Raw genomic sequence first — 22,974 nt, 5'->3', positions numbered from 1 at the left:
ATATCGCAGGCGGACACCCTGTGGGAGCGAGCTGCCCCGTGGCAACAGGATTTAACTGTGCTGAGGGATTTTATCTGTGGCGAGGGGATTTATCCCCGCTGGGGCGCGAAGCGGCCCTAAAACCAGACCACTCGGTGCACCAGGCAGAATTGAGTCGGCTACTTTGGGGCTGCTCCGCAGCCCAGCGGGGATAAATCCCCTCGCCACAGATAAATCCCTCAGCACATGGGGGGGCGGCGAGCGAGAAACCCCTGCGTCAATATGGGCCATTGATTTGACGCCATTTTTCTGCTCCAGAATTGAATGGTCATTTGTCCTACACGCCACTAAAGTGGCGTCTGGCCTGTAGCGTAGGACGCCTCCTGTCAGTTTCCTTTCCCATGGTGAGTCAACGATTGACCCATAACGCCATTCAACGTCTCCTGCTCAAACGCTTCGCCCTGGCGGCCGCGACTTACGCGCTGGCGCTGGTGCTGTTGTGGCTGGCATTTTTCAGTGGGCATTATCTCGACTCGTTACGCGGCGTCATCATCGGCAGCGCCTTGGTGGTGCTGTGCCAGGGTGCGCTGTTCGCAGTGTTCATCAGCGGTCGCAACCTGCGGTTCGCCGACCCCAGCCTTACCGAAGTGCAAGTCCTGATCGGCCTGGGCTGGCAGACCTGGATGATGGGGCACCTGGACCAGGCCCGGGGCCTGTTCCTGGTGTTCTATGTACTGATCCTGCTGTTCGGGCTGTTTCACCTGTCCCGCCGGGCCTTTGTGCGTTGCGCGATGCTGGTGTTCTTCAGTTTCACCGGCCTCACCCTGTGGGACGCCTGGCTCTTCCGGCTCTCCGACCCCACGCTGGCCGGCTTGCAAGTGTGTGTGCTGTTTATCGTGTTGGTTTGGCTGGTGCTGTACGCCCGCTATGTCCAGACGTCGCGCCAGCGCATGCGTCAGCGCCGATTTGCCTTGCAGGCGCACCAGGACACCCTGCGGGGCATGATGCGCCAGCTGGAAGACCTGGTGGCGACCGATGAACTGACCGGCCTGTTCAATCGCCGGCATTTCCTGCGCCTGGCGTCCCGTGAACTCAATACGCTCAAGCCTGACATGGCCCATGGCCTGGCCTTGATCGATCTTGACCATTTCAAGCGCATCAACGACTTGCATGGCCACGCCGCCGGCGACCAGGTGCTCCAGGCCTTCGCCAGCGTTGCCACGGCCTGCCTGCGCGAAGGCGACGTGCTGGCGCGCTATGGCGGCGAGGAGTTCGTCATGCTCCTGCCGGCCTGTGACCCCGCGCGCCTGACCGCTTGTTGCGAGCGGCTGCGCCTGGCCTTTGCCGGTGTCGAGTTGAGCGGTCTACGGGTGGGGGCTCTCAGCCTGTCGGCGGGCATGACATTGTTGGAAATGGACGATGACCTGGACAGCGCGTTGCAACGTGCCGACCAGGCCTTGTACCGTGCCAAGCGAGACGGCCGCAATCGGTGTGCCGCCGCCTGGGAGAATGTCGATGCCTGAGCTGACGGTCGCCGGCCGGCAATGGACCGTCGCGCCCGGCAGTAACCTGCTGGACGCGTTGAATCAGTCCGGGGTGCCGGTGCCCTACAGTTGCCGCGCCGGCAGTTGCCATGCCTGCCTGGTGCAATGCACCGGCGGCGATGTGCGCGATGCTCGGCCCGATGCCTTGAGCCCGACGCAGCGTGATAAGGGCTGGCGGCTGGCCTGCCAATGCCAGGTGGTCGAGGATGTGCAGGTCCACACGTTCGACCCGCAACGCGACGGCCAGGCGGCTCAGGTAGTGGCGGCGGACTGGTTGGGCCCCGACGTGCTGCGTTTGCGCGTCACTCCTGAACGGGCGCTGCGTTATCAGGCCGGGCAACACCTGGTGCTGTGGCTCGGCGATGTCGCCCGGCCCTATTCCCTGGCGAGCCTGCCGGAGGAAGACCGTTTCCTGGAGTTTCACCTCGATTGCTGCCAGCCCGGGCAATTTGTCGACCGGGCTCGCTCCCTGAACGTGGGGGAGCCTATCCGCCTGGGTGAACTGCGCGGTGGTGCGCTGCATTACGATCCCGCCTGGCACGACCGGCCGCTGTGGCTGCTGGCCGCCGGTACCGGGCTGGGGCCGTTGTTCGGCATCCTGCGCGAAGCCTTGCGCCAGCAGCATCGAGGGCCGATTCACCTCATGCATGTCGCCCATGACGCCAGCGGTCATTACCTGGGCAAACCCTTGGCGGCGCTGGCCGCCAAGTACCCGCAACTCAGCGTCCAACTGCTGACCTCGGTCGAGGCCCCTGCAGCGTTGGCGCAGCTGCGGCTGGTCTCCCGACAAACCCAGGCCCTGGCCTGCGGCCACCCCGAACGGGTCGAGGCCTTCGCCAAACGCCTCTACCTGGCCGGCTTGCCGCGTAATCAGTTGCTGGCGGATGTGTTTCTTACCCGTGAGGGTGGCGGGGGCTGAGCCACCGCTATCGCGAGCAGGCTCGCTCCCACAGGGGCTTGTGGTATTCCGCAGATCCACTGTGGGAGCGGGCTTGCTCGCGAAAGCGGTGAATCAGTCACTCAGAGGTTGAATGTACCGCCGCCATCGCGGGCAAGCCCGGCTCCCACAGGGTCGGGTGATGTCTGTAGATGCTGCGTACACCGCAGATCCACTGTGGGAGCGAGCCTGCTCGCGATGGCGTCCGCCCAGGCAAAACAAAAAAGCCCCGCCATTCACATGGCAGGGCTTTTGTCTTTCAGATGAGCACTCAGACCATCGGGTCGCCGACGTGGAGGATTTTCATCCCGTTGGTACCGCCGATGGTGTGGTAGCTGTCGCCCTTGGTCAGGATCACCCAGTCGCCGGTCTGCACTACGCCGCGCTTGACCAACTCATCCACCGCCGCCTGGCTGACTTCGCCCGGTTGCAGGGCGGCCGGGTCGAACGGCACGGTGTAGACGCCACGGAACATGGCGGCACGGGCCTGGGTTTCGCGGTGGGGGGAGAACGCGTAGATCGGCACCGAAGAGCGGATGCGCGACATGATCAGCGGCGTGTAGCCGCTTTCGGTCAGGGCGATGATCGCCTTCACGCCCGGGAAGTGGTTGGCGGTGTACATCGTCGCCAGGGCGATGCTCTCGTCGCAGCGCTCGAACGTCTTGCCGATGCGATGGCTGGAGGTCTTGCCGGTAGGGTGTTTCTCGGCGCCCACACAGATGCGTGCCATGGCCTGCACCGCTTCGAGCGGGTATTGGCCGGCGGCGCTTTCGGCCGAGAGCATCACGGCGTCGGTGTAGTCAAGCACGGCGTTGGCTACGTCGGACACTTCGGCGCGGGTCGGCATCGGGTTCTGGATCATCGACTCCATCATCTGGGTCGCCACGATCACCGCTTTATTGTGGCGGCGTGCGTGCAGGATGATCTTCTTCTGGATGCCCACCAGCTCGGCATCGCCGATTTCCACACCGAGGTCGCCACGGGCCACCATCACGGCGTCGGACGCCTTGATCAGGCCGTCGAGGGTTTCGTCGTCGGCCACGGCTTCGGCGCGTTCGATCTTCGCCACCAGCCAGGCGGTACCGCCGGCTTCGTCGCGCAGTTGACGGGCGTATTCCATGTCGGCGGCGTCGCGGGGGAAGGACACGGCCAGGTAGTCGACTTCCATTTCCGCGGCCAGCTTGATGTCGGCCTTGTCCTTGTCGGTCAGGGCCGGTGCCGTCAGGCCGCCGCCGCGACGGTTGATGCCTTTATGGTCCGACAGCGGGCCGCCGATGGTCACGGTGCAGACCAGTTCGGTGGCGGTGGCGGTGTCGACGCGCATGACCACGCGACCGTCGTCGAGCAGCAGCTCGTCGCCCACGCCGCAGTCCTTGACCAGGTCCGGATAGTCGATGCCGACCACCTGCTGGTTGCCCTCGGTCAGCGGATGGCTGGTGGAGAAGGTGAAGGTGTCACCGATCTTCAGCTCGATGCGCTTGTTGGCGAATTTGGCGATACGGATCTTGGGGCCTTGCAGGTCGCCCAGCAGGGCAACGAAGCGGCCGTGCTTGGCGGCGAGGTCGCGCACCAGCTTGGCACGAGCCTTGTGCTCGTCGGGGGTACCGTGGGAAAAGTTCAGGCGGGCAACGTCCAGGCCAGCCAGAATCAGCTGTTCGAGAACTTCCGGCGAATGACTGGCCGGGCCAAGGGTAGCGACGATTTTGGTGCGACGGACGGACATGCAAGACTCCTCAGGTTCAAGCGCCAGCGAAGGCTACTATGGTCTTTGGGTGTAGTCATTGTTCATATGCACTACTTATTCGTTTCTTTTTCGAAGTGAACATTCCCGAAGATTTTCACGCCTCTTTGGCCTGGATCACTCTTGTGGCCATGAGAATGCATCTGTGGCGAGGGGATAAATCCCCTCGCCACAAGAGCAAGCTCGGCGCTATATAGGGTTGAAGATTTCCACGGGGAGGCCGATACAGCGCTCAAGACAGGAGAACCTTCCCATGCGATTCGTGCTTTTTATTGCCCTGGCCCTGAGCATCACGGGCTGCACCCGGTGGTCGATGAACCACCACATGAACCTGGCCTACAAGGCCTATGACCGCGGCAATTGCGACCAGGTAATGCTCGAACTGTCCCAAGTCGACCGCGCCAGCCGTGCCCGCCGCTATATGCAGCCGGAAGTCTCGATGCTGCGCGGCCAGTGCCTGGAGCGGCAGAAGCTGTTCGTCGACGCAGCGCAGACCTACCAGTTCATCATCGCCCAATACCCCACCAGCGAATACGCCTTCCGCGCCCGTGCCCGGCTCGAGACCCTCGAAAGCCTGGGACACTACCCGACCCGCAGTGCCACGGCGATCCGCCCGACTGCATTCTGATCGCCACCGCAGCGACGCCGCATCCGGGAATATTTCCCAGCCGAGGAGCGGCATCGCTGCGGACTGGCTTCTGTCCAAGCTTGAGCTATATTTGTACAACTCGTGGCTAGAGCAGGTTCTCTAATTGCGAGGCAACACCTGTGACCGGCAGGAACAGGCTCAAGACGCTTGCAAGCGTCTGGCACCGGGATCGGGGAGAGCGGGCTCGCTTGGGCTCGTTCCGAAGCATTGGGTAGGCCCCTGTTTGGGGCTGGGAAAAAGCGATACAAGACATGTACAAAAAGCGTCGAATCGATCGGCAGGATCTGCCGTGCTTCTTGAAAGTGTTCAACGGCGTCAACGACAGGCTTATTGGTTATCTGGGAAACGTTTCTGAACATGGCCTGATGCTGATCAGCACGTTGCCGTTGATGGTCGGCGCAGACTTTGAGCTGCACCTGAAAATTCCCGCCGATGAAGGGCCGCAGAGGGATATCAAGTTGAAGGCTACCTGCCTGTGGTGTCATGAAGACGTGACGCCACAGCATTTCGACGCTGGCTTCAGCCTCCATGGGGCGCCGCCGGAATACGGACAACTGGTCAGCGCGCTGCAGCAATATTTCAGTTTCCACTCACTGCCGGCTTCGGCTTGAGGATGCCTGACTTTTTTTGCAGGTTTACTTCAAGCCAGTGACGGGAGAGGGACAAGATCAGGCTGAGCCCGATCCGCTGTGGGAGCGAGCCTGCTCGCGATAGCGGTCGGCCAGTCACATTAATATTGAATATGCCGTCGTCTTCGCGAGCAGGCTCGCTCCCACAGGTTCTGCATCAACCCTGTGCTTCACAGGGCATTCGAGCGTCGCGACCTCACGGTCTCTTCAGCGCTGGATCTTCTCTTCGCCGTCCAGCAGCCTCTCCAGCAACAACACCCCCATCTCGCCCATCTGGTGAATCGCCAAGGCCAGGTTGCGCGGGGCGCCTTCCAGGTCTTCCGATAAATCCAGAATCAGCGTGCTCACCGAGCAGAAGGTTTCGTAGGTGTGCGCGAGCATGCCTTCGGGGTCAGCGTCGGGGGCGACGATGAAGTAGTCCAGGTGTTTGGCGGTTTTCGGGTCGGGTTGGCCGTTGTCGGGCTTGAGGTAGTAGTCCAGGGCTCTTTGAGCGGCCTGGTCGAGCCTGGCGGGGTCGAGGGTTTCGTGGGGAGACAGTGGGTCGGTGTGCGGGGGATTGGGTGTTGGTTTGATCATATTCACTTTTCCATGATGGGGCTGCCACCCATTCGCGACTAAACGAGGGGTGGCGGCTGGACGCAGGTTAGTCGACCGGTGGAAAAGCGAAGCCCGGCGCGCCCGAGGGCGCCCTGCGAACAGCCACCATCAAGTGCGGGGATAGGGGAACCCGACTGGATGACGCTTGTGCACACCACTTTTACCACTGGGCGACTAAACCCGACCGCTGGATATCAGCGACGCGAATCAAGTTACGGGGCAAGGCCAAAGCACACAAGCCGGCGGATTCTCGCGGATCTGTAGTCCGTTGCGCAAGGCGCTGTAGTCATCCCGATCCATGTCTGACACCACGTCCCACCACTCGTCGTCACTGTCGAACCTGACAGGTGCCAGCCACGACGGGTTTGTCATTCACTACTTCCCCAGAGCCCGTTCTGCGATTGCTATCCATCGCCATTTTTCTTGGGAGTGAGACATGACCACTGACGACGATTCCGAACAGAACGGCCTCGAACCTGCGGTACAGAAGGAGGGCGTCATTGAAACGGGTGAGTCTCATGGGACAAAGACCATAAGGGCTGCAAAGGATGGTTATTGGGCAGACCTCGAAGTGGAGTACACATGGTTTCCTACCGGTAGGTTATTCACTGTAGAGACACAGCGATTTCGGGCAAGCGGCAACGGCCGAAACGAGGGGAATATCAAACTCAAGCTTGTTTCGGACGGTGCGGGCGATACGGGTTGGGATGAACTAACGAAAAATGCGACCCAAGATGACGAGTGGCATTCGTTTGTCCATTCGCGTTCTGTAGCGGGTAATGCTAAGGATGCGGTTATACACTTCAACTTCATATACGACAGAAAAAATGTGGGCGACGTCAGTATGACGGGGCAAGTAAGGGTGGAGCACATTGTCCCTGCGCCATTTATCGATCCAATCAGAAATGTTAGCGCCCGTAGCGTAGTCGTTACCGGGGGGGGCGCTTTATACGCCCATGGTGCGGCGGTGTTTGTCCGCACCAGTGTCAGCGCTGACCCGTCCGAGGCAAGAGTGACGTTTGGCGGAATATGGAATGCGACTGTCAATCTCACGCCCGATGGACGACACATGACGATTGACGCTTATCAGGTGGTAAGCGGCAAACCGTCCGAAAATTCACTTGGTCAGCATATCTTTCTCGCCTATATCTCTGCACCCGACGCCAATACCGTTATGGTCACCGGTGATAGCTTCCGTGGATTCGGTGCCCCCGGTAGCAAAGTAAAAGTGGTCAAGAGAGACAATCAAAGTTTTCAACTGGCAGCAGAAACGACTATAGGGGCAAACGATAGTTGGGCGTCGCCTTTAAATGTTGCACTACCCAGTGGACCTGTCGCAGTGGTGGCGATATTCGAGTTAACAGGTTTCCCCCGAGTCGTTTCAGCACCCGTTACCTATAACGTATTAGGTGCCCCGGCGATCACAGGTCCCGCCGCCAATAGCATTCAGGCACAAACCTTTAACCTCAGCGGTAACAACGCACTCAAAGGTGCAACGGTGACAGTCTATCGCGATCCGTCGGAAACCAGTGTGGGTCACACGCTGGTCACGCAGGACAATGGTAGTTGGAGTGCAGACGTGACCGTGGCGGCGGGGCCTACCTCGCTGGCTGCCTTGCAAACATTGAACGGGAAGGACTCGGGTCGTAGTTCGCCTAGAGCGTTCAAGATAAAACCGCCGAAATTGTTTGATATCCAAGTCACCTACCCCAGGCCCGGCACGGCGAAATTTTCCGGCGCCGGCCACGCCGGCGCCACGGTGGATGTCCATAAAACCGGCGTTAACGACCCGCAGGTCAGCACGGGCGTCAGTGGCGGCCAGTGGGCGGTGGAATGGTCCGATCAGCCGCCGGGAAGCTACTCGGTGGATATCCGGCAAAAACTCCCCGATGGTTCCGCCTGGATTCATTCGGATTGGAGCGACAGGCTCACGGTCACGATACCTGTGCCGACGCCGACCTTGGAGGTTCAGGTTGGCGGGGACCGCAAACCTGTGTTTTCCGGTATCGGTCACAGTTGGACGGGACAACCTGCGGCGCAGATCGAGGTGCTGCGGGTGGGCGAATCGACGCCTGCCGTGCCGACTGTCGAGGTTGCCAACAACAGGTGGTCAAGCGCTGCGACCGAAGCCTGGAATCCGGGGACTTACTCCGTCGAAGCCCGGCAGTTGTTCAATAACCTCTCTTCCGAGCCCACTTCAAAGCAATTCGTCATCCGGGCCCCGGTCCCCACCGTGGAGGTTCGCCAGGACGGCCTGACCCCACGCTTCTCCGGCACCTGCCTGAATGGTGCGCAGGTGCAGCTTCAGTTCGATGGGGACTCGAACTCCCCCTATGCCGCGCAAGTGAACGGTGCCACTTGGAGCTTCACCCGGCAGGAGCCCTTCATGCCCGGCACTTATACCGCCAGGGTCACGCAATCCTTCGGCGGCCAGACCTCGGATGAGGTGTCCCAACCGTTCGAGGTCGTCGTGTTACGGCCGGTCATCACCTCACCGGTGAATGATGAAGAGGTGGACCACAATCCGATCATCCAGGGCACGGGTGGTATCCCTGGGGCTTTGATGCGCGTGTTTGATTTTGTATCAGAAACCCTTCTCGGCGAAGCCGAGGTCACCGACAACGAATGGTCGGTGCCCCTTACCGAGGATCTCGCGTTTGGCGACCAAAAGGTTTACGCGGTCCAGCAATACGGCGACTTTCCCTCCGAGGACAGCGAGCCCGTCAGCTTCAAGGTGATCTTGTTTCCGCCCACCATCGACCATCCGCAGCCGGGCGATGCCATTGCCCGGGTTTCGGTCATTGACGGCTATGCCCGCAAAGTGTCGGGGTTGGACACCGCGACCGTCGAGTTGTGGCTCGACGGGGCGGACGAGCCTTTGGCAAGGGTGCCGGCCAGAGGCAACGATGGCTACTGGTTCTATGACGCGCACTTGCCGGTGGGCACCTATACGCTGCGTGCCAAGCAGTTCTTCAAGGACAAGGACTCCGATTTCAGCCCCGACCATGCCTTCACCGCCGTGCCGGCCATCCCGGTGATCGAGTCGCCGGCACTGCAGCAGCACCTCGGCGCAACGGTGACGATTTCCGGGCATGGCTACACCGGCGACTGGGTCGAAGTGGCCTGGAGCGATGCACCTGACACGGTGTTGGGCAGGGTGCAGGTGCAGGCGAACCGGACCTGGTCGATGCCCCTGGCTATCGAGCGCCCGGCTGGTCCTCATTCATTGATCGTGCAGCAGGAATGCGACGGGTACAGCTCCGGGTGGAGCGCGACCCATGAGGTGCTGTTGTTGTCCGCGGCTCCAACCTTCACGACGCCGGAGGCGGGGCACTGGTTCGCGGGTACGGCGTTCTTCGAAGGCACCGGTGAGAGCGGCAAGCACGTTGAGGTGTCGCACTGGTTCGATGCCCGGCAGGTGATCGCCCCGGACCTTGCGGTGGCCGACGGCACTTGGGCGGGCTCGCCCCGGGAGCCATTGACGCCTGGCCCGCACTGGGTGAAGGCGCGGCAAGCCGGGTCGGACTGGGGAGAAAGCCCGCGTTTTGACGTGGCCCAGGAGCTGTAGCCACTTCGTCTTCAATACTTGAAACGGAGCACTGCGATGAAAGATTCTCCGGCGCAAATCGCCAGTCGTTTTTGCGAACAGCTCCTGGCGGGGCGACGGTCCGAGCCTCTGTCCGACCTTGGGCAGTATTTCGCGGCGGGCGGCTCGGTGTGTGCCCTGGCACGCAAAGGGGCATCCGGGCTGGTAAACGAGTACGGGCTGGACCCCGAAGATGCCCAGGCGCTCACCTTACGCCTCAACGGCTTGGCAACGTGGGTGCTGCGCAGCTTCATCGAAGATCAACTGACCCGTCAGGAGCCGCTTCCTTCTCACCTGCGCCAAGGCCTGCTGGCGTTGGTCCCGGGGCCCACCTATGAAGAGCTGTTCAAGCCCAACTTCAGTAATAAATGCCCGGCGGACGCGATCGAAGCCATCCATTCGCCCGTGGCCTATGCGGTGTGGCTCAAGCACTGGTCCGAGCGCCGCCTCATCCCTTCCGAAAACGAGAATGCTTACGCGCTCGCCCTGCGCCGCAAGGACCTGGGACTGCTGCGCGTCGACCCGGTGACGACATATCGGGTGGTGTCATCGGTAGAGGTGGTCAGCGCCGTGCTGGAAAAGTCCATCGAAGACTCCCTGAGTGAGGGCGTCGATCTGGATGAGATGCTGAGTCGCCGACGCTACCCCAACGGGCTGCCTTATCACCACCCGTGGGTCACGCTGGATGAGTGGACCCGGGGCCTGAAACTCTCCATTGGCCGTGTCGTGCAGCTGTGTGATCCAGCGTTTCCCTATTTCCTGCGGGCGCTGCCCTGGGGGGGCAACAGCGACGCTGCTCTGACCCAGGCGGCCCGGCTCAGCCCGGTGTTGCGGCAGCTCATGGTGGAAGAGTCGCTTTTCCCCGAGGGGGATACCGATGACTGGTTCAAGGAGAACTTCGGGGCGCGAGGCATTGAAGCGCAGAACCTGAACCAGACGGCGTTCTTCAACCAGCGGACCAAACTGACTCAGCGTGGACTGGAGGCCTTGCTCTCGGTCGAGTCGTTTGTCCCTTCGCTGTCCGACCATGTGCTGATACTCGATACAGTGATTACCCCCGGGCATGCGGGGTCGGTGTTCGTCAACAATGGGTTGGCGGATGACTCGATGAGCATCACCTATGGCGGCGATGCCAGCACCAATAGAATCATCGGGCTCATTGAAGACGTGACCTTCAATGACAGAATCGATCGGCTCAACCGCAAGATCCGACTGGATAACGCGTTGCAATTGCCCAGCCATGAAACCGATGCACTGCTGACAGCGATCATCGGTGCCGAGCTGAATCCCGAGGCACGGGTGGGTGGCACGTCAGCCACGGAGCCGCCCGATTACTGGATGACCAGCAGCACAGTTCGGGCTCTGGGACTGTTTCAGATGTTGCGGGAAGACTACCGCTGCTCGGCGGAAGAATTCGCAGCGTTCGTTGGCGACATTTCGATTTTCGGACGGGGCACCGAGCTGTCGCAATTTGATCGAGTGTTCAACCGCGACGTGCTGTCCACACCGCCATTGCGGATGGACGACGGTGCGTTCGCGCTGATACCGCAGACCGAGGCCGACGCGTTGACCGTCGCGCAGATATGCGGTGGCCTGAACATCGACCTGGCGACCTATTTCAACCTGGCCCCGTTGATTGCCAGCGCCCAGGGGCTGACGGCGCTCAAACGGAGCCGGCCGGTACTGTCCGCGTTCTACCGCATGGCCAGGCTGCCGCAGTTGTTGGGGATCGCGCCGAATGTGGCAGTGGAGATCCTCAACCGGTTGAGCGGCGAAGCCGGGCTCGCTGCGCTGCTGGGCTCGCCGGCGATCAACGCCCGCGCTGATTCGGAGTCACCGGACGCCTTGACCCAGATCCAGAGCCTGGAGGGATGGGTGCGCTGGTGCGCCAATAGTAACCTGGACGTGGCCTGGACCCTGGCGCGCGTCAAGCCCGTGCTGGCGCCCACCGAACCCTTGGAGGCACAGGCCCGGCTGTTCGATCAGATCCGTTCGCAGCTCGCGCCCGCGCTGTTTACCGAGACCGCGTTGCGCATGGGCGGTGTCTCGCCGTTGTCCAACGACCGGCAATGGACCCAACAGTTGCTGGAGTTGGTCGATGAGCAGGGGGTGGTCATTCATCGCGACGAATCCACCGACCCGGCTTATGAGAATTATGCTCGGGAAGTGGTCGCGCGCGTGGTGCGGCGAGTGCTCGGTAAAGACGATCCACAGACCGTCGAACAGATCGTCGCAGTGTTGCTGAGCAGCCGTGCCGGCCAGCGTGGTGTGGTTCAGGAGAGCCTGGCGGTGTTTGGCGAACTGGCCCCGCCCATGGCGTTGCCGGTGCTGACCTGGGCGGGCAGTACGGTGCAAGAGGTGCTGGCCTATGTGTCGGGACGTTCAACGGCGGACGCTCCGTCAAGCGCCGGTGAGGAGGATGAGCCCGGCGACCCGTTCCTGGGCATGCTCAACAGCTTTATCGGCCGCAGCGAGGTCGCGAAGGCGCTGAAGCTGAGCGCGGACTTCCTGACGCTTTACCTCGTCATCGGCGATGGCGTCGAAAACGCACCCGCCAGCGCTCCCTTAACGCCCAGCGCTTTGTACTACCTGACAATCTACAACCGCGCCGTCGCGCTCAGCGAGGAGCCCGAATCACAGCTGCTCGATTACCTGCAGCGGGTCAATGAACTGCCCGGTGACCTGTCCAGCGACGGCCTCCGGCTGGTACAAGCCCATGCCGCCGAGCTGCTGGCCGAACTCTTCGGCTGGAGTGCCGAGGAAGTGCTCGCCTGCGCCAAGCGTGTCAACGGCGGGCAGGGTTACATCCGCAGCCTGCAACACCTGGATCTGTTCACGCGCCTGCGGGAGTTCTCGCTCCAGAGCACCCTCGATGCGCCGACCATATTGAAAATGGGCACGTTGCTGCCCGACGCATCCTTCAGTGCTTACCGGGATCTGGCCGATCAGGTCACGGCCCGGTTGGCGGACCCGAATCGGACGTCACCCTTGTACGGCCTCCACGCCGCCGGTGATCGGGTCGAGGTCCAAAGCACGGTGGGTACTACCGAACTGGTTGCCAACAGCAATGAAACCACGCAACTGACCGTCACGGTGACCCTTGGGCAGGAGCCCCAGATGCACGTCAATGTGTATTGGGGGGCGACGCTGTGCCGTGTCGAACCACAGAAGTCCACCACCAATGAGCAGGGGCAGGCCACCGTCACGGTGCATGCCGGTCATGCTATGGGGCGCGACGTGATCAGTTACCGGCTCGACGCCCGCGAGCCGCAGCCAGCGGCGACGATCACCCTGGGCAATGATCCGTCCAGTTTCGAACTGGCGCGTCCGCAGGGCGATTTCGTCATCCGGGAGGAAAAAGTCGGCGTTGACGTCACGCTGCGGGCGCTCATGTACGACAAACATGGCAACCCGGCTGCCCATGAGGCGGTGACCTGGAATCTCGATCCGCTTCTCCCCGTTGCAGGCAAGACCAATGCCGAGGGGATAACCGAGGTGACGTTCACCAGCGCGACACCGCTGGAGATTGAAGAGCCGATAGTCAGGAGGGGCAGCATCGATTTGGGCTTCCGCCCCATCAAATTCGTCCCCTGAAACAACGCTCCACCCAGCGCCACGGAGCTTGTCCGGATGGCGACGATACCCAACTCACAGGAGAGGGCAATGGCTACGCAAGACATCACCCGGGCAACCGCCCTGCGCCGCGACGCGTTGATCGAATGTGCCTTGGGTATCAAGGAAATCGAAGACCATGACGCCGGCAAGGGGTACCCACCGATCAAGACCGCCGACGATCTGCTGGAGTGGCTGCGCACCGACCCCCTGGACAACCATCAGGTCAAGACGACCTGGGTCGCCGAGGCGGTCAGTTGTTTCCAGCAGTACATCCACGCCGTCTACCAGAAGCTGGAGCCCGGCTACACCCAGCGGGAGTTCGACCGCAAGGACCTGAAAGACTGGGACATCGCCAGCCAGTATCCGCTGTGGGCCGCCAGCCAGTTGCTCAAGTGCATGCCCGAAGACTACATCACCCCCTATGCGCGCATCCGCAAGACCAGCCTGTTCAGGACGCTGGAGAACAACCTCAACCAGACCCGGCTGACCACCGACTCGGTGCAGTCGGGCGTGCAGCAATACCTGCGCGCCTTTGAAGAAGTGTGCAACCTGGATGTGCTCAACGGCTATGTCGATGGGGCCGATGCCCGCCGTGCCGACTATTACCTGGTGGGCCGGGAACGGATCGCCCCCTACCGTTACTTCTGGCGCAAGGCCGATGTGCAGCTGGACGCCGACACCCAGACGATCAATCCGGCGGCATGGAGCGAGTGGCAACCGGTCGATATCCCCGCCGATGCGCAGGTGCTCGACAGCCGCCTGGTCTTTTGGGGGGGACGCTTGTGCCTGGTCTGGGCCGAATGGCGCCCGGCCTTGTTCGATGGCGACGGCGGCCTGCAGAAGCCCTACGAGCTTGAGCTGAAGGTGGCCTTCATCACGCTGGACGGAAAGTGGTCGCCGCCGATACGGCTGAATTTGTCGGCGTTCGACGAGGACGTCAGCCCGGGATGCCGGCTGGTGGCAGTGATGCTGCGCGACGATGTGGACCCGTTGTACCCCAAGGGACGGTTGGCGGTGCATTTGACCAATGCGCGCACACCGCCGGCCTTTATAGGGACACGACCCCGGCCGGTGGAGATATACGAAACACGCGACGCGCTGTTTCGCAAGGTGGCCGACGAAAAGCCGCTCATGGACCACCTGGCCATGGTCCGCTTCTCCAAGCCCACGACCCTTCAACAGCGAGTGGCCCCCGAAGGCTTTTCCAAAATGACGGAAACGGTGTCGAGTGGCGCCGATCCCCTGGTGGAAAACTTCACCCTCAAAGTGGTTGTGAGAACGGTAGGGGGTAAGCAGCACTTGTATTACCAGGCGCACTGCGCCCTGTTGACGCCCGGCAAGACAGGCGAGCCAATGGCATTCACCCTGTCGCTGCTATACCCCTCGGGAGATGACGAGCCCGACGTTGTCGAGACCCACTCGGACAACGGCGGCTGGTCCTTTGCGTGGCATGGGATCGAACGGGAAAACTTCGCCAACTTGACGGCAACGTTCATCCTCAAAGGTCCGGAGAACATTGGCGAGCCTCCTCGCGACTTTGGCCAGAAGACCTTCACCTTGGACCTGAAGGGCGTTCCCACCGACCCCAGCCTGCCCGCCGTGCACAAGACCGATTCGCGGGGGGGGCAATTCCTGCACCTCAATGACTCGGGGCTGGCGCTCAAGTACGCGCGCCTGAACACCCTGATCGGCGCTGAGCTGGTGACACGCGCCAATGTGTCGATCGATGCCGTGCTCGATTGGGACACCCAATTTCCCGACGAGCCGCCGCTGCCCGACGATTCGAACGAACCCAACGGCCCGTTCGACGGTGCCAACGGGCTGTTCTTCTGGGAACTGTTTTTTCACCTGCCTCACCTGGTGGCGACCCGGCTCAAGGACGAGGAGCGCTTCGTCGAAGCCCAACAATGGCTGCACTTCATCTTCGATCCCCAGGCGATCGCTGACACACAGGCCGAGCGGGCGGATCCGAAGCCACGCTATTGGCGTTGCCGGCCGTTGAATGTGTCTGGTAGCGAGGGGGACGTGGGCTGCGAAGCCGACAACCCGACCGACCCTGACGCGATTGCCTATTCCACCCCCCGGCACTACCAGATGCTGATTTTTCTGGACTATGTCGCCAACCTCGTGGCCTGGGGCGACTGGTTGTACCGGCAACTGACACGGGACAGTCTGGCCGCCGCCAAGCTGCAATACCTGCGCGCCAAGAACCTGATGGGCGCCACGCCGGACATGCACACCCTCAGTCAATGGACGCCTGCCACGTTGACGGAACTGGTCGAGGAACTCGAAGACAGTGCCGCGCTCAGGGCGTTCGAGCAGGATCTGCTGCTGGATCCGGGATCGCTGCCGGTCAGGAGCCATTTTTTTGAAGATCCCGGCGTTGTCGGCGTGGAGCGTTTCCGCTTGCCGGTGAGCCAGCGCGTGTTGCAGCTCTATGAGTTACCGGCCCAGCGCATGTACAACCTGCGCCATAACCTGACCATCGACGGCAAACCGCTGTCCATCGAGTTGTTCAGCACCATCAACCCTTCGGATCTGCTCAACAACCTGGCTGCCGGCGGTGCCGGCCCCGTGCGCCCCATGGGCGGGCCTTTGCGGGTTGCGGCGTTTCGCTGGCGCACGCTGTTCGATACGGCCCTGCGGGCGACCCAATATCTGCAGGAGTGCGGCAACCAGGTGATGCGCTTGCTGGAACAACAGGACCGGGGCGAGCAAGAGTTGTTGCAACAGCGCCACCTGACCGAGTTGAGTACCTTCGTCCGGACCGTGCAGGAAGAAAATCTTGAACAACTACGGGACACGCTGGCTGCGTTGAACAGCAGTCGCACCTTGACCGCGGAGCGGCAAGCCCACTACACGAAGCTGTACAGCGAGAATATTTCCAGCAGTGAATACAAGGTTATGGAGGCCCTCGACAGCGTTAAATTGTTGACGGCGCTGAGCACCTCGATGCAAGTGGCGGGCGCTGTCATCGATGCCTTTCCCAATGTGTTCGGCCTGGCCAACGGCGGCCATCAGTTCGGCAGTGCTCCAAGAGCCCTGGCTTACGGGTTCCAGGTCGGGGCAGAGGTCGTGCGCAGCGATGCCGAGAAGGACGCGACCTCCGAAAGCTATCGGCGGCGACGCGAAGACTGGGGGTTGGCGCGGGACCAGGCCACAGCGGAGCTGGCGATGATCGACGAACAGATCAACGCGCAGAAACACGCGGTGTTGGCCGCCGAGGCCAATCTGGATCAAATCGTCAAGATGAATGCCCAGGCCCAGGCACTCTATGACTTCCTGCTCACCCGAGCCACCCGCGTCGAGCTATATCGCTGGCACCTGGGGCAATGCAAGACCTTGCACTACCAGGCCTACGACCAGGTCGTCAGCCTTTGCCTGAGTGCCCAGAGCGCGCTGCAACTGGAAACCGCCGAATTCGGCCTCAGCCACATCCGCACCGATGCGTGGCTGGATAACTATTACGGCCTGACTGCCGGCGACTCGTTGCGCCTCGATCTGCTACGCATGGAGGCCGATCATTTGCTGCGGTACGAACGGCGCCTGGAAATCGTCAAGACCGTATCCCTGCGTCAATTGTTCGATGACAACAGCGACCGGCAGGCGGATTACTCCAGCTGGGACGAGGCGCGGGAAGGGTTGATCACCAACGGCACGTTGAACTTCAAACTGTCGCAACTGCTGTTCGACCGGGATTACCACGACCACTACTGCCGCCAGATCAACGCCGTGGACGTGACCCTGCCGACGTTGCTCGGCCCCTTTGAAAACGTCTGTGCGACGCTGACGCAGATTGGCAGTGAAACAGCCATCAAGGCGTCCCTTGAGTCGCTGGATTATCTGTATGGCGACAGCAGTCTGGCGCCGGCCGATGTGCTGCTCAATATCAGCAGCGGTGAACAGATGGCCATTTCCATCGGCCTGGATGATTTCGGCGTGGCGGCGTTGAGACCCGAAGAGGGCCTGCGCAATATCTTCGAGAACACCGGCGCCGTGTCTCGCTGGACACTGTCCTTCCCCTGGTTCCAGGAGTGGGAGCGCCAGAAGAACCAACTGGCGGCCTTGAACGACATCATCGTGAAGGTTCGCTACACCGCCAAGGTGGGCGGCCCGGCGTTTTCCCGGTACGTCCAGGGCAAAGTCAGAGCCGCCGAAAGCGCAACGCTCAAGGGGGGGCAAAGATGAACAGAGAACCGGTCAACACCAAGACCAATGTGCTCCCCAACGGACATTTCGATCTGGGCTATAACCACTGGAACAATGCCGGCGTGCCCGAGAGGCACGATAGGAAATCAGGCGAATGGGAGGGGCAATCCATCTACTACATGTCCCTTTACGGCGGAGGAGGGATCGCCCAGATCGTGCCTGCGCCGGTGCCGCAATCGGCAGGGGCGCGCTACCGTTTGAGCTTCCTGTACGACAACCGTTCCGCGGAGGCCGGGGTTTTCAGCCTGCGTCGGCGCGGCACTGAGGACAGCCTGGAAATCGTGCTGCCACCCTCGGACAACCGGGGGGCCGATCCTGAAACCCAGGCACTGAGCCTGACGCCGGTGACGGCGCCGATCGAGTTTGATATCGAGAGCGATGATCTGTTCGAGTTCGTCATCCTCAGCCCGTCTGAAGCCACCACGCGCCTGGACGTGATTGTCGCCCGGATCGATTTTCACCTCGAACTGGCTCCACTGGTCCTGGCCCAGATTGTCAATGACGGCCAGGTGTTTACCCCGACCGGGGAGCCCCTGCTTTACCTGTGCCATGGGGCAACCGGCGCGAAGAGTCACCAGCTGTCCTTCCGGCCCGCGCCGGACAGCCCCTGGACGGGAACCGAGGCGCTGCTGTGGAGCCAGGACAATCCACTGGACGCGGTGGTGATTACCCCCGGATGGGGCGAAAACCAATTGCTTGAAGACACTTGGCAAGTGGACTGTCCGGTGCCGGTCAGCGATGAAACGCAGCTGTTCAACCTGTCCATCTACAGCAAATACCACGCCGAGACGTATCCGATTGCAGTGTCCCTGGGGCACCATCGGTTGGTCGTCGAGAGCCATCTGAACCCGGCTCATCAACCGGTGATTGAGCATCAACAATCGGTCAAACTGGGCGTTCAGGTGAAGTCGTATTACCTCGACCTGCCCATGCCTCAACGGGAAGTGTCCTGGGTGCTGGGGGATACCGTGCTGTTTCGCGGTGAAACCGACAACGGCGGCTATGCCTGGTTCGACTTTGCCCCCGAGACCGCCGGCACGCTTTCAGTCAAGGCCAGCGTCGAGAGCCCTTTCCATGCCGAAGGCAACGCGCTGCACACCTTCAGTGTGACGGCCCATGCCACGGATCCGATGAAGGATGTGCGAGTGGCGTTTCCGAACATGGAGGCTGCGCCTTGGGGTGAAAAAACCGGCTATCCCGATCGCGGTGCGTCGTATCAGTTGGAAGTGTTGCTTGACGCCGACAGCCCGCTGCGCGACCGGTCTGTATGGTTGGAATGGGATGGGAAAGCCCCTGAAGAGTTGGGGGTGACGGTTTCTCCGGCGCTATTGCAGCCGGTCTCGGGCAACAGTAACCCGCTGAGATGGAGGCTGGACTGCGATGACCGCATCGACGGCGATTTCGGCTTGCGATTGGGCGCCGCCGGTTTGCTGAAACCTACCGTCAACAACGCCATGTCCCTGGCGCGCCACACTCTCAAGATTGGCCTGGTGCGTGAAGCCAACCGGGTCCCGGTGGTCGATGAGAACGATTATGTCTGGTGCATGGTGCAGGTGCTGAGCCAGGGGGACCAGCCTGTGACCGGCGTGCCCGTGGAGTGGGACAGCGCCCAGGGGCTCCAGCGGACCTGGTCCGGTGTGGACGGCTGGGCCAGCGTGATTGACCGACCTTCGGTGCACGGGCAATACACCCTCAAGGCACGGGTCAACCCCCGTGAAACCGGGCAGGTGCCGGAGCATGACTTCATCATCCAGACACTGGCGACCAGCGCATGGAAAACGGCGGGTTTCAAACTGGGGGACGTCGCGGTCGATCGGGTGGGGGCGGGTGTGGTGTGTCGCATGGGGCAGAACGATCAATTCCATCTCACGGTGACGACCGGCAGCCCGTTGCTCGGCAAGGAGGTTTCCCTGAGGTGGCGCGATCCGGCGAGCGCCCGTGCCATTGTCATCACCGGCATGGAAACACCGACCCCGGTGACTGCCGCCGGGGTGACCTGGGCCGTGCAAGCGCAGCAAGCCGACTCCAGTGGTGTGTTTGACTTGCAGGTGATATCGGCTGACCTGGAACCGCTTGACCTGGCATTCCGGTTGCTGCCCCAGGACCTGGCGCCGACGATGACGCTGGTGTTCGACCAGGCTCCAAGAACCTGGGCCGCCGCCATCGATCTGTACCCCTGCATCGGTGCCACCCATGACCTGACCCTCCAACCCGTGGATGACTTGAGCGGGTTGCATGGGCTGTTGTTTGAAACCACTGTGTCGCCAGGCCTGCCATCAGGCTGGAACATCACCCCGCCTTTGACCGGGTCGGCGCCGATGACGGCGGGAGGTATTCGCTACCGGTGTGATTTCACCGCTACCACCGAAGGCGCCACCCGTAGCTGGGCCGCTGAAGTCCTGGGTGTGGGTGCCTTTACGCAGCCGCCACCCTTCGGACTGAACCTGGCCCACAACAAAGTGGTGATCGGCACGCCTTACGAGGTCGCGACGGACCCGGTCCTGAGCAAGCACGAAAGCGCACGACTGGCCCTGCGGTATGTCTCGGCTTTCACGGGCGGGCCGGCCAACGATGTGTCGGTGGAGTGGCACGATGGGGAAACCTCCTTGAGTGGCGTGGACGGTATCGCCCAGCGCGATTACCGGCCGACGGCGGCAGGCGGCAGTGAAGTCCCGGTATTGGTCAGCAATCCCTATGACGGGAGCGAAGTCGAACACACGTTCACCGTGCATGCGTATGCAGAAGATCCCTGGCTTGACCTGAACGTACATAGCGGTACGGGAGCCACGCAGCGGTGGGGCGAACAGACTTTCTTCCCTCGACGGGCGGAGAAGCTCGATTTGAGGCTGTCGGTCGCAGAGGGCAGCCCGTTGCTCGATCAGATGCTGACATTGGGGATCCAGGGTGCCGATGAACTGGATACGGCCATGAATTTCGGACCGGTAGGGCTGGGGTTTCCCCGGCCATTGACCGTCGATGGCCTGCCGGTGAGTCTTGCGGCCGGTGATCGGACCGATGCGGCGTTCTATTTGCAACTGTCGGCGTCGCGGCTGCTGGCGCGCTCGCCGCTGAATGCCTTTTCCCTCGGCAGTCATATTCCGGTGGATGTCCTGGCGGTCACGCATCAGGACCCGACGGTGGTCGACTGGGGCGAAACCCTGTCCTTCGAAGTCACCCTGACCAACGCACTGACCGGTCAACCGGCCCGACAGGTAGAGGTGTCCTGGCGCGGCACGGACGTGGCCATGGAGGACACGATCACGTTCACCAATTTCTATGGCGTCGCACGCTTCGGTTTCGTGGCGACGGTCGACGGGCCGGGTACCGTGACGGCCAGGGCAGTTGGTGGGACCGAGGTTGTATCGTTTGATTATCTCGTCCATGAAGCTTGCGTGATTCAAAGCCTGACCAGCACTGACCTCGAGGGGCTCCCGGGAGAAGAAGTCAGCGCCGAGGCTACGGTGGTCAGTGCAGCCAGCGGTGAGCCGGTTCAAGGCGTGCGGGTGCACTGGTTTTACCAGGGGGTTGTGCTGGAGCCGGTCGTTACCGACGCGAATGGCAAGGCGCGGATTACCTTCGAGTTGCCGTCGAGGATAGGGCGTTATTCATTGAGTGCGTCCGTGAGGGGGGCGCTGGGGTGGGAGGCGGAGTGGTTGGAGTCTGAGGTGAAGGGTACGGTAGACAGTTGGGTGCAGGAGTTCACGCTCCATCTAAACGAACGCCCGATCGATATGGACGATCTGGTCAATAGGAGGATGAGTCTGAAGGATGGTGAAAGTCACACCTTGGTGTTGACGGTCAAGAAAGACAGCAGTTTGATTAACACGACTACTGTTTCTATCGGAATGCGGGAGGGAGCAGCTCTGGAATTGGAATTTGATCCTGCATTGTATGAAGCCAGGCAGGTGACGGTGGCGCCCTTGAGCTGGTCCATTTTGACCAAGGCGTCACGTTGGGGTCCTTTTGAGCTGCAATTGCATAGCCCGATTCTGCCGGAACGGGCGTTACCGGCAGAGGTCAATGTACACGGAAATTTGTTATAGATTGCCAGCCTTTTTCCACCCCAGGTACAGCGTCACCAGCTCGGCCCCCAGCTCCCCGGGCCGGGCTTGCAGTACCGAAATACCATGGGCGCTCATCCGTTCATGCACCTCGGCCCGCGCATTCAAATACTCCACCGTCCCGCAATAGGCCAACGCCTCCGGCAAGGTCTGCACCGGTGCCTGGCGCAGCCGGTCGAGGGCTTCTTCGCGCAGGCTCGCCACCAGTACCCGGTGTTGCTGACCCAGCCGTTTGACCGCCGTCAGCAGGTCTTCATCGTCTTCATCCCGCAGATTGGTCACCAGCACCACCAAGGCCCGGCGTTTCTGGCGGGTCAGCAGCTCGTTGACGGCGGCCTGGTAATCGGCGGGACGTTGGCTGCTGTCGAGGTCGTAGACGGTGTTGAGCAACACGTTGAGTTGGCCCTGGCCCTTGGCCGGAGCGAGGTAGCGGGGCGGATCGCTGGCGAAGGTGCTCAGGCCCACGGCGTCACCCTGGCGCAACGCGGTGTAGCTGAGCAGCAGGCAGGCGTTGAGGGCATGGTCGAAATGCGACAGCTCGTCGTCCTGGCTGCGCATGCGCCGGCCGCAATCGAGCATGAAGATGATCTGCTGGTCGCGCTCGTCCTCGTACTCCCGAGCGATGGGCGTGCGATGCCGGGCGGTGGCCTTCCAGTCGATCTGGCGCAGGCTGTCGCCCTCGCGGAATTCGCGCAGTTGATGGAACTCCATCCCCTGGCCCCGCCGTTGGCGCTGGCGTACCCCAAGCTGGTTGAGCCAGTTGTCCACCACCAGGAGTTGACCGTCGTAGAGCCTGGCGAAATCGGGATATACGCGAACTTCATCGACCGCATCCAGCAGGCGCTTATCGGTCCATAGGCCGAATGGGCTGGGCAGATTGATTTCGCAGTGTTCGAAGCTGAAATGTCCACGCTTGAGGGGACGCAGGCGATAGCCGACCTGGCTGTGCTGGCCGGGCTGCAGCTCGACCGACAGCGGCAGGTATTCGAAATCCAGGCCGTTGGGTACATGATCGAAGACCTGGACATTCAGCGGCTGCTGAACGTCGTGAGTGATCACCAGGTGAACGTCGCTCCAGCGACCCAGTGCCAGGCTCCCGGGCATTTGCCGTTGCACGCGCGGCGACGGCAAGCGCTTGAGGCGCACGGCATCGAGGATCGCCAGGACCAGCAGGGCCAGTTGCAAACCCCAGTTGATCGACACGAGCGACGACGGCACCGCGACATCCAGTGCTTGCAACGTGCCCAGCACCATGCCCAGGGCCAGCAGGATTGCCAGCCAGATCAGCAGCAGGCGGGAGGGCTTCATGGGTGCATTCCTTTGTCCAGGAAGTCCATTGAGACGAGGATGCTTTTTGTGGCGAGGGGATTTGTCCCCGCTGGGCTGCGCAGCAGCCCCAAAAAAATAGGGCCGCTGCGCGCCCCAGC

Annotated in this window: 11 protein-coding genes; 8 read left to right on the top strand and 3 right to left on the bottom strand. The window is 61.7% G+C overall.

Annotation, left to right across the window (positions count from 1 at the left end):
* The first annotated feature begins 395 nt into the window (after positions 1-395).
* On the top strand, positions 396-1,502 hold the full coding sequence (locus tag N005_RS11075) for a GGDEF domain-containing protein (RefSeq protein ID WP_047701446.1): 1,107 nt from the start codon (positions 396-398) through the stop codon (positions 1,500-1,502).
* Positions 1,495-2,442, top strand: a complete 948-nt coding sequence (locus tag N005_RS11070; protein ID WP_047701235.1) for an iron-sulfur-binding ferredoxin reductase — start codon at positions 1,495-1,497, stop codon at positions 2,440-2,442. The genes N005_RS11075 and N005_RS11070 overlap by 8 nt, the downstream gene beginning before the upstream one ends.
* A gap of 289 nt (positions 2,443-2,731) precedes the next feature.
* Here N005_RS11070 and pyk read toward each other — a convergent pair whose 3' ends face one another.
* Positions 2,732-4,183, bottom strand: a complete 1,452-nt coding sequence (pyk, locus tag N005_RS11065; protein ID WP_047701234.1) for a pyruvate kinase — start codon at positions 4,181-4,183, stop codon at positions 2,732-2,734.
* Positions 4,184-4,454: 271 nt separating this feature from the next.
* Here pyk and N005_RS11060 point away from each other — a divergent pair, with 271 nt between their 5' ends.
* Together N005_RS11060 and N005_RS11055 are read left to right on the top strand one after the other, a co-directional pair.
* Positions 4,455-4,829: a tetratricopeptide repeat protein gene (locus N005_RS11060; RefSeq protein WP_047701233.1), complete on the top strand. Its 375-nt coding sequence runs from the start codon at positions 4,455-4,457 to the stop codon at positions 4,827-4,829.
* A gap of 272 nt (positions 4,830-5,101) precedes the next feature.
* The gene (locus N005_RS11055; RefSeq protein WP_047701232.1) at positions 5,102-5,461 is read left to right on the top strand and encodes a PilZ domain-containing protein; all 360 of its coding nucleotides are present in this window, start codon (positions 5,102-5,104) and stop codon (positions 5,459-5,461) included.
* Between the two features lie 225 nt (positions 5,462-5,686).
* On the opposite strand, the gene N005_RS11050 is transcribed toward N005_RS11055, so the two are convergent.
* The gene (locus tag N005_RS11050; RefSeq protein WP_047701231.1) at positions 5,687-6,055 is read right to left on the bottom strand and encodes a DUF6124 family protein; all 369 of its coding nucleotides are present in this window, start codon (positions 6,053-6,055) and stop codon (positions 5,687-5,689) included.
* A gap of 457 nt (positions 6,056-6,512) precedes the next feature.
* Here N005_RS11050 and N005_RS28940 point away from each other — a divergent pair, with 457 nt between their 5' ends.
* The 4 genes from N005_RS28940 (at position 6,513) to N005_RS11030 (ending at position 21,529) form a co-directional block, all read left to right on the top strand.
* The gene (locus N005_RS28940; protein WP_144402669.1) at positions 6,513-9,644 is read left to right on the top strand and encodes an Ig-like domain-containing protein; all 3,132 of its coding nucleotides are present in this window, start codon (positions 6,513-6,515) and stop codon (positions 9,642-9,644) included.
* A 36-nt stretch (positions 9,645-9,680) separates the two neighbouring features.
* A complete protein-coding gene (locus N005_RS11040) occupies positions 9,681-13,256 on the top strand; it encodes a Tc toxin subunit A (protein ID WP_047701229.1) in 3,576 nt (1,191 codons plus the stop codon).
* Between the two features lie 69 nt (positions 13,257-13,325).
* The gene (locus N005_RS11035) at positions 13,326-17,465 is read left to right on the top strand and encodes a Tc toxin subunit A-related protein (RefSeq protein WP_047701228.1); all 4,140 of its coding nucleotides are present in this window, start codon (positions 13,326-13,328) and stop codon (positions 17,463-17,465) included.
* Positions 17,462-21,529 carry a transthyretin-like family protein gene (locus N005_RS11030; protein ID WP_047701227.1) on the top strand — a complete coding sequence of 1,356 codons (4,068 nt, stop codon included), beginning with the start codon at positions 17,462-17,464 and terminating at the stop codon, positions 21,527-21,529. Before N005_RS11035 ends, N005_RS11030 begins: the two co-directional genes overlap by 4 nt.
* On the opposite strand, the gene N005_RS11025 is transcribed toward N005_RS11030, so the two are convergent.
* The gene (locus N005_RS11025) at positions 21,524-22,855 is read right to left on the bottom strand and encodes a DUF58 domain-containing protein (protein ID WP_047701226.1); all 1,332 of its coding nucleotides are present in this window, start codon (positions 22,853-22,855) and stop codon (positions 21,524-21,526) included. The genes N005_RS11030 and N005_RS11025 overlap by 6 nt on opposite strands.
* Positions 22,856-22,974 lie beyond the last annotated feature (119 nt).

It is taken from the genome of Pseudomonas mediterranea CFBP 5447 (assembly GCF_000774145.1).
Lineage (GTDB): Bacteria > Pseudomonadota > Gammaproteobacteria > Pseudomonadales > Pseudomonadaceae > Aquipseudomonas > Aquipseudomonas mediterranea.
This window is presented reverse-complemented; position numbering and strand designations above follow the sequence as displayed.

Excerpts from the sequence above, each read along its gene's own strand:
- N005_RS11035 (WP_047701228.1), top strand. The coding sequence starts at position 13,326 with ATGGCTACGCAAGACATCACCCGGGCAACCGCCCTGCGCCGCGACGCG.
- N005_RS11055 (WP_047701232.1), top strand. The coding sequence starts at position 5,102 with ATGTACAAAAAGCGTCGAATCGATCGGCAGGATCTGCCGTGCTTCTTG.
- pyk (WP_047701234.1), bottom strand. The coding sequence starts at position 4,183 with ATGTCCGTCCGTCGCACCAAAATCGTCGCTACCCTTGGCCCGGCCAGT.
- N005_RS11060 (WP_047701233.1), top strand. The coding sequence starts at position 4,455 with ATGCGATTCGTGCTTTTTATTGCCCTGGCCCTGAGCATCACGGGCTGC.
- N005_RS11050 (WP_047701231.1), bottom strand. The coding sequence starts at position 6,055 with ATGATCAAACCAACACCCAATCCCCCGCACACCGACCCACTGTCTCCC.
- N005_RS11025 (WP_047701226.1), bottom strand. The coding sequence starts at position 22,855 with ATGAAGCCCTCCCGCCTGCTGCTGATCTGGCTGGCAATCCTGCTGGCC.
- N005_RS11040 (WP_047701229.1), top strand. The coding sequence starts at position 9,681 with ATGAAAGATTCTCCGGCGCAAATCGCCAGTCGTTTTTGCGAACAGCTC.
- N005_RS11070 (WP_047701235.1), top strand. The coding sequence starts at position 1,495 with ATGCCTGAGCTGACGGTCGCCGGCCGGCAATGGACCGTCGCGCCCGGC.
- N005_RS28940 (WP_144402669.1), top strand. The coding sequence starts at position 6,513 with ATGACCACTGACGACGATTCCGAACAGAACGGCCTCGAACCTGCGGTA.
- N005_RS11030 (WP_047701227.1), top strand. The coding sequence starts at position 17,462 with ATGAACAGAGAACCGGTCAACACCAAGACCAATGTGCTCCCCAACGGA.